Source organism: Clostridium aestuarii, from assembly GCF_026735135.1.
Taxonomy (GTDB): Bacteria; Bacillota; Clostridia; order Clostridiales; family Clostridiaceae; genus Clostridium_H; species Clostridium_H aestuarii.
The window spans coordinates 1-7,401 of record NZ_JAPQER010000001.1 but is presented as its reverse complement, the minus strand read 5'-3'; the positions used below and the strand labels follow the sequence as shown (position 1 = coordinate 7,401).

Here is a 7,401-nt window from a genome sequence, read left to right as displayed (position 1 = left end):
AAAGTAGGAACCGCAGGAACAATAACAAAATTAGTAACAGTAGGAACAATAACTAGAGTAGGAACACTAACTAAAGTAGGAACAGCGGGAACAATAACTAGAGTGGGAACATTAACTAAAGTAGGAACCGCAGGAACATTAACTAAAGTAGTAACAGTTGGAACAATAAGTAATCAAGTAAATGTTAAGATTAATGATAGAAAATTTGTAGAAGTTTCTGAGACTGTAACTGAGATACCAACAGGTGCAGGAGTGTATGGAACAGTTATAGATACTTCTAAATATGAAGCGACTACATGGTATATTGACAGACTTTCATCATCAGTAGGTCAAACAGTAAATGTACAACTTGCAGTAGCACCAACTCATTCAGCTAAATATGCAATTGTTGGTGGAGCTGCAACAGTAATTGGTGGTACAGCGCAAGTTATTACTAATGATTATTATATGCATTATACAAAGGTTAAATGTTGGACACCATCTAGGACAGCAACTGTACAAATTTGGTTTAATGGGATGTATTAAAATTAATAGCTAAGAAGTACCTAATGGTACTCCTTAGCTTCTTCATAAATTTGAAGAGACTTGCGAGGTGATTTGTGAATGGCTAATGAAATCAGTCTTTGTATGATAGTAAAAAATGAAGAAAAAGATATTCCAAGATGTCTTGAAAGCGTTAAAGATTTAGTTGATGAAATGATAATAGTTGATACAGGTTCAAGTGACAAAACCGTTGAAATTGCAAAAAAGTATGGAGCAAAGGTATATTATTTTGAATGGTGTGATGATTTTAGTGCTGCAAGGAATGAATCCTTAAAATATGCTACTAAGGATTGGATTTTAATTATGGATGCCGATGATGAATTTTTTAGTGAAGATAAAGAAAAGTTTAAAAAATTAATTAAAAATCTTGATGATAACATTTTATATTGTTTTGAAACTTTAAGTTATATAGGTATTGAAAAAAATATAAATATAAATATAAATCTTAATCCACGTTTGTTTAAAAATAATTACGGATATCATTATGAAGGTGAAATACACAATCAATTGGCAAACACTAATAGTTTAGTAAGAGCAAAACAAGAATCAATAAGGATATATCATTATGGATATGTGAACACGAATATAATAGGAAAAAATAAGAGAAAACGAAATATGAGTATTCTTAAAAAGTTAATAAAAAAAGAACCTGAAAATAAATTTCATTATTTTAACCTAGGACACGAATATTATTGTTTGTATGAAAAGGAAAAAGCATTGGAATGTTATTATAAAGCTTACAAAGGATTCACACCATATTTAGGTTATTCTCCTAAGCTTTTAGAAAGAATAATTCTTACAAATTATGATTTGAAATGTTTTGATAAAGCCTTGGAATTTATAAACATTGGACTTGACTATTATCCTGATTTTACAGATTTGTATTATATAAGAGGTATTATATATAATGAACAAAATAAGCCTACTTTAGCAATAAAAAGTTTTAAAAAATGTATACAAATAGCCGAAACACCTGCTTTTTTAAAATCTATTTATGGAACTGAAGGGTTTAGATCATTAGATGAACTATCAAGAATATATATGAATTTAAAAGATTATGATACTGCATATAAATACTGTATAGAAACAATAAAGTCAAAACCCGATTATTTATTACCATTGTATAATATTGCACATATATTAAAAGAAAAAAATACGCCAATAGGTGAATTTAAAAACAAAATAGAAGGATTTTTTACTGATTTTCCAAGAGAGTATCCTTTTATTGCAGATATATTTTATAATGAAGGATACTATAAAACAGCTTTAGAATATATAGAAAAATTTGAAGAAAAAAAAGAACTTCCACAAGAGCTTATATTTTTTAAAGCTAAATGTCTTGTAAGGGCAGGTAGGGTTGATGAATGTATTAAAATAGATTCTATATCAGAAGACAGTTTGTTTTATTTGCAATTTTCTATGTATAAAGTTATATGTTTTATTATTACCGATAAATGTGATTTAGCGTTACTTACATTAAATCAATTCAATGATAGTAATTTATCTGATTATGATAGGAAGAAATTACAGGTTTATAAACAATTAGTGAATTTATTTGCAAATAGGCAAACTTTTATTTTATGTGAAGATGAAAATGAAAAATATTATACTGCATTTATTTTTGAAATTTATGAGATACTTCTCATAAATAAAAAATTTGATAAATTTGAAAAAGCGTTAAGCTTACTAAATTTAATAAGCGATAAATCAGTATTAACACAATTAGGAAAATTGTATTACAAATATGGATATATTGATATGGCTAAGAAAGAAATAATAAGATCAATAAAAATGTTTGAAGTAATGGATGTAGAAGGATTAGATATTCTTAAAATAAGTTAATAGGGTATTTTAAGAAGAAGAGATAAAGAGGTGAGCGGATAAATGTCTAATGAAATTAGTCTTTGTATGATAGTAAAAAATGAAGAAAAAGATCTTCCAAGATGTCTCGAAAGCGTTAAAGATTTAGTTGATGAAATGATAATAGTTGATACAGGTTCTACTGATAAAACAGTAGAAATTGCAAAAGAATATGGAGCAAAGGTATATTATTTTAAGTGGTGTGATGATTTTAGTGTTGCAAGAAATGAATCTTTAAAATATGCTACTAAAGATTGGATTTTAATTATGGATGCAGATGATGAATTTTGTAGTGAAGATAAAGATAAATTTAAAACATTAATTAATTATAATCTTAAGGAAGATAGTATATATTTTCTTGAAACATTAAATTATTGTGGGAGTAGCATAAATAGTGCTAATATAACTATAAATTTAAATCCACGAATTTTCAAAAATAATTATGGGTATTGTTATGAAGGCGAGGTACACAATCAATTAGTAAATCACAAACACGATTTTTCAGGAAAAACTTATTCAATAAGAATATATCATTATGGATATTTAGAACAAAATCTTATTTCTAAAGATAAGAAAAAAAGAAATATTACGCTGCTAGAAAAACAAATAAAAAAACAACCTGAAGATAAATATGCTTATTTTAACTTAGCAAATGAATATGTTTCATTAGCTGATAATAAAAAAGCACTGAAAAATTATTATAAAGCATATGAAGATTTTAATCCCAATACAGGATATGCTTCTAAACTAATAGAAAGAATAATTTTTTCAAATTATGAGTTAAAATATTACGATAAAGCTCTGGAATTTATAGATATAGGAATAGTGTATTATCCTAATTTTACTGACTTATATTATTTAAAAGGTCTTGTGTTAAATGAGCAAAACGAACCTACTTTAGCAATAAAAGCATTTGAAAAATGTATAGAATTAGGAGAATCGCCTCCTGAATTAAAATCTATCTATGGAGTTGGAAATTTTAGATCATTTTATGAGTTAGCACAAATATATCTCAAGCTTAAAGACTATGATACTGCATATAAATACTGCATTGAAACAATAAGAGCAAAACCTGATTTTTTAGTACCACTATATAATATTGCTCATATACTAAAAATGGAAAAAACACCAATAGATGAATTTAAAAGCAAAATAGAAAGCTTTTTTACCGACTTCCCAAGGGAATATCCTATAGTGGCAGAAGTGTTTTATATGGAAGAATATTATGAAACAGCATTAGAATATATAGAAAAATATGAAACGGAAAAAGAACTTTCAGAAAACCTTAAAATTTTTAAGGTTAAATGTCTTGTAAGATCATCAAAATTTGATGAGTGCATAAAATATATAAATACTATACATGAAGATAATTTATATTATTTTCAAATTATGATGTATAAAGTTATATGTTTTATTAATATTAATAAATATGATTTAGCGTTATTCACAGTAAATCAATTTAGTGATGGTAATTTATCAGACTACAATAAAAAAGTACTACAGGTTTACAAACAGTTTGTAAATATGTTTGTAAATGAAAAAAACTCCGTTTTATCTGAAGATGAAAATGAAAAGGGATTTACAGCTCCTATTTTTGATATATGTGAAATATTACTTGTAAATAAACAGCTTGATAAATTTGAAAAAGCATTAAATTTATTAAATTTGATAAGTGATAAATCAGTATTGTTACAGCTAGGAAAATTGTATTACAAACAAGGTTATAATGATATGGCAAAGAAAGAAATAATAAGATCCATAAAACTTTTTGACATGTTTGATATAGAAGCATTAGATATTCTTAAAATTGGTTTAAACTAAAAAGGATTAAAAACTGATTAAATTATAAAGATTAGAAATTGGGTTAGGCTAGGAGGAATTGAGTATGTTAACTAATCCTACAGTTGTTTATACAAAAGATGAAGAAGTAATTGAAATAAATAGTGATATTCTAGACTGGTTAAAAACGCAAACGCCCCCAACTCCAGCGAGTAATGTTAACTTGGTAGGAAGATATTTTACTGAAATAAGTCTTCCAACTGTACCAACTTCAAGTACTTTTCAATGTACCTCAGGATTTGATACTTCAAGGCAATCTACTGTTACGTTTTTTATAGAAAATATAGGAGGTCATGATGCTGAGGTTAAACTTCAAATAAGCCCTGATAATTCAAAATATATAGATGACAGTTCAAGTATTACTATTCCTGCTGGAGAGATGAAAGCATTAGTTCCAATGATTTTTGCAAAATATACACATGTATGTTATAAATCAAGTGGCTCTAATTCTACGAATTTAAAAATAACTATGCAAGCTCATGTATAGAAACTTACAATTGAAAGTAAAGGATATTTTTTATGAAAACTAGATATCCTTTAATATAAAAAGTCCCATATAGGGACTTTTTATATTATAATATTAAATTAAACGGTAATTGTCGGATATATTTTTAATGTTGCATAATCATCAGGATTTATACATTCTAGTGCTTTGCACTTTAAGCGAACATAAGCCATGTGTCCAACTGTGGTTAAAATTACATCATTTCCTGGTTCGAGCGTGCATAAACTTACATAAGTTGAATGACTGTCAAGCCATGTAGCATCAGAGCTAAGTTGTAGTATTATACATGCATTTTTAGGGCCATAATTTTCAACTCCAAAAGTTGCATTTCTGTTGCCTAAAGGAATAGGTGTTGAATAAGCCCAATCCCCTGAACTTGTAATATTCTCTGGTGTATATTCAATAATACCACCATCTAATTTATAAGTAATTTCAATAACAGGATGTTTATCGCCATAAATGTTGTCCTTACTTATAAATCCAGTAAAAGAATTAAGAGATTCTAATCCTCTTAGTAACAAACCGTGATTTTCAATGTTGCCTGTGTGCCAAGCAGATACTAAAGACGTTATATCCCATTGAAGATAGGTATTCAATTGAGATGAAATATCTAATGCAGATGTAGCAACAGGATTAAAAGAAGGTTGATTTGAATAAGTTACAGTATTTTCATTAAATTCATCTAAAAGATTATAAATTTTTGTTGGCTTTACAATAGAAGGCATATCATTTCTAGATATATATAATTTTAAAAATACACTTTCAATAACAGCTAATTTGGGTATACATGAAATATCAAATTTTAATAAGCTTCTATATATAGTTGGACCGTTTCCATATTTACCACAAAAGAACATTTGATCATGTCCTATATTTGCATCAGGAAATTCTTGAGAAATACTAGCATCTTGTATTGCTTCTAATAATAAAGTAGGCATAGTCTTCACTCCTTAGAGTTTTTAAATTTTAAAAATCCACACCTATATTTATAATATGTATTGTAAACATAGGTGTGATATTTAATGAATAAAATTAAATTATTAAACTTTTTTATGAATTTAAGGATAATATAAAAAAATTAAGCATAGGAATATTTTAAACTGAGTAACTTTAAAAATGGTTTAGGGGGATAATTATAATATGAAAGTGCTTTTATGTACAAGACAGGATTATTATAGAAATTTTAGCGGGGATTCAACACAAGTATTAAAAACATCTCAATATTTAAAAAAATTAGGAGTGGAAGTGGATATAAATCCAGGATGTATATCTGATTATTCGGATTATGATATAGTGCATTTATTTAATATTAATAAAATAGGGGAAGCTTATAAATACTATAAACTAGCACATCAATATAAAAAGAAGATTGTTATATCACCTGTATATTATAATTTAAAGAAGTATTATAAATTTCAAAATTCTTTAGAAAAGTTAAAATTATGGGAAAGAAGCAATATATATAGAAGAGAAATATTAAAGGGAAGTACTTTGATTATTCCTAACAGTAAATTAGAACAAAAAAGTATAAAAGAAGATTTTAATGTAAATACTACTTCAATTATAATTCATAATGGAGTAGAAGTAGAAGATGAACAAATTCCATTATATAATATCAGGGAAAGATATAACTTAAATTCATATGTACTGTGTGTTGGAAAAATTTGTCCTAGAAAAAATCAATTTGCTTTAGCTAAAGTATGCAATAAATTAGGAATTCAGTTGTTACTTATCGGAAAAGTAAAAGATAAAAATTATTATAGAGAATGTATTAAGCTTAATAATGTTTTATATTTAGGATTTATGGATAGCTACAATATATATAATGCATATAGATTTGCTAAATTACATGTGCTTCCAAGCTATGTTGAAATACCAGGTTTTTCTTCTTTGGAAGCTGCTGCTAGTGGATGTAATATAGTATCTACAGCAGAAGGAAGTGCAGAGGAATATTTTAAAGACATGGCTATATATTGTAACCCTTATGATGAAAATAGTATATATAGTAGTGTGAAAATTGGGTTAAAAAAGCAAAAAAATAATAAGTTAAAATTATATGTTGAGCAGAATTATTCATGGAATAATTACATTAATAGCTTATATGAAGGCTATAAAAGCTTAATATAATAACTAAAAGTTGATAATCAGATAATAAGGTGAGAATTTTATTTTAAGTAAAGGACATAAATACAGCAAAAGTTGTATTTATGTCTTTTTCAGTATTGTTAAGATTTGTATAGTGTATTGTGTCCTTGTAATACTCTACCCGGAGTGTCAGTGTGTAAAAAAATAAGAAATAAGAAGAAAATATAAGAAAAAAGTAGATAAATTGTTGAAATAGGTGAAAGAATATATACATACCTTAATTTGTTTTGATAAGATATTCCTTGTCGTTGCGAGAGCGAAGACATTAGAGTTAAATGAGTTTATAGGGCTTATTAATAAGATTTGTCTGATGAACGAAAAGAATTCTTGACAAACAAGAATCAAGATGATATACTAAACAAGCTGTCGAAAAATGACAAGCAAAAATTGGTCTTTGAAAATTAAACAGAAGTTAAGAAATAATGTCAGTCAATTGTAATGAGTAAAAGATTAAACTTTTAAATTGAGAGTTTGATCCTGGCTCAGGACGAACGCTGGCGGCGTGCCTA

General features: G+C 26.8%; 6 protein-coding genes. 5 read left to right on the top strand and 1 reads right to left on the bottom strand.

Annotated features, from left to right (window positions below; all coding sequences use genetic code 11):
• From OW763_RS00030 to OW763_RS00015, 4 genes are all read left to right on the top strand, one after another.
• On the top strand, nt 1-525 hold a 525-nt coding region (locus OW763_RS00030), incomplete at its 5' end, for a DUF6385 domain-containing protein (RefSeq protein ID WP_268038999.1).
• 78 nt (nt 526-603) lie between these two features.
• Nucleotides 604-2,385 carry a tetratricopeptide repeat-containing glycosyltransferase family 2 protein gene (locus OW763_RS00025; protein ID WP_268038998.1) on the top strand — a complete coding sequence of 594 codons (1,782 nt, stop codon included), beginning with the start codon at nt 604-606 and terminating at the stop codon, nt 2,383-2,385.
• Nucleotides 2,386-2,427: 42 nt separating this feature from the next.
• Nucleotides 2,428-4,224: a TPR domain-containing glycosyltransferase gene (locus OW763_RS00020; protein ID WP_268038997.1), complete on the top strand. Its 1,797-nt coding sequence runs from the start codon at nt 2,428-2,430 to the stop codon at nt 4,222-4,224.
• Nucleotides 4,225-4,288: 64 nt separating this feature from the next.
• Nucleotides 4,289-4,729 (top strand): DUF6385 domain-containing protein, encoded by a 441-nt coding sequence (locus tag OW763_RS00015; RefSeq protein ID WP_268038996.1) that lies wholly within the window; start codon nt 4,289-4,291, stop codon nt 4,727-4,729.
• Nucleotides 4,730-4,827: 98 nt separating this feature from the next.
• Here OW763_RS00015 and OW763_RS00010 read toward each other — a convergent pair whose 3' ends face one another.
• Nucleotides 4,828-5,685: a DNRLRE domain-containing protein gene (locus OW763_RS00010; protein WP_268038994.1), complete on the bottom strand. Its 858-nt coding sequence runs from the start codon at nt 5,683-5,685 to the stop codon at nt 4,828-4,830.
• 202 nt (nt 5,686-5,887) lie between these two features.
• Between OW763_RS00010 and OW763_RS00005 the strand changes: the two genes are divergently transcribed.
• A complete protein-coding gene (locus tag OW763_RS00005; protein ID WP_268038993.1) occupies nt 5,888-6,874 on the top strand; it encodes a glycosyltransferase family 4 protein in 987 nt (328 codons plus the stop codon).
• The last annotated feature ends 527 nt before the right edge of the window (nt 6,875-7,401 follow it).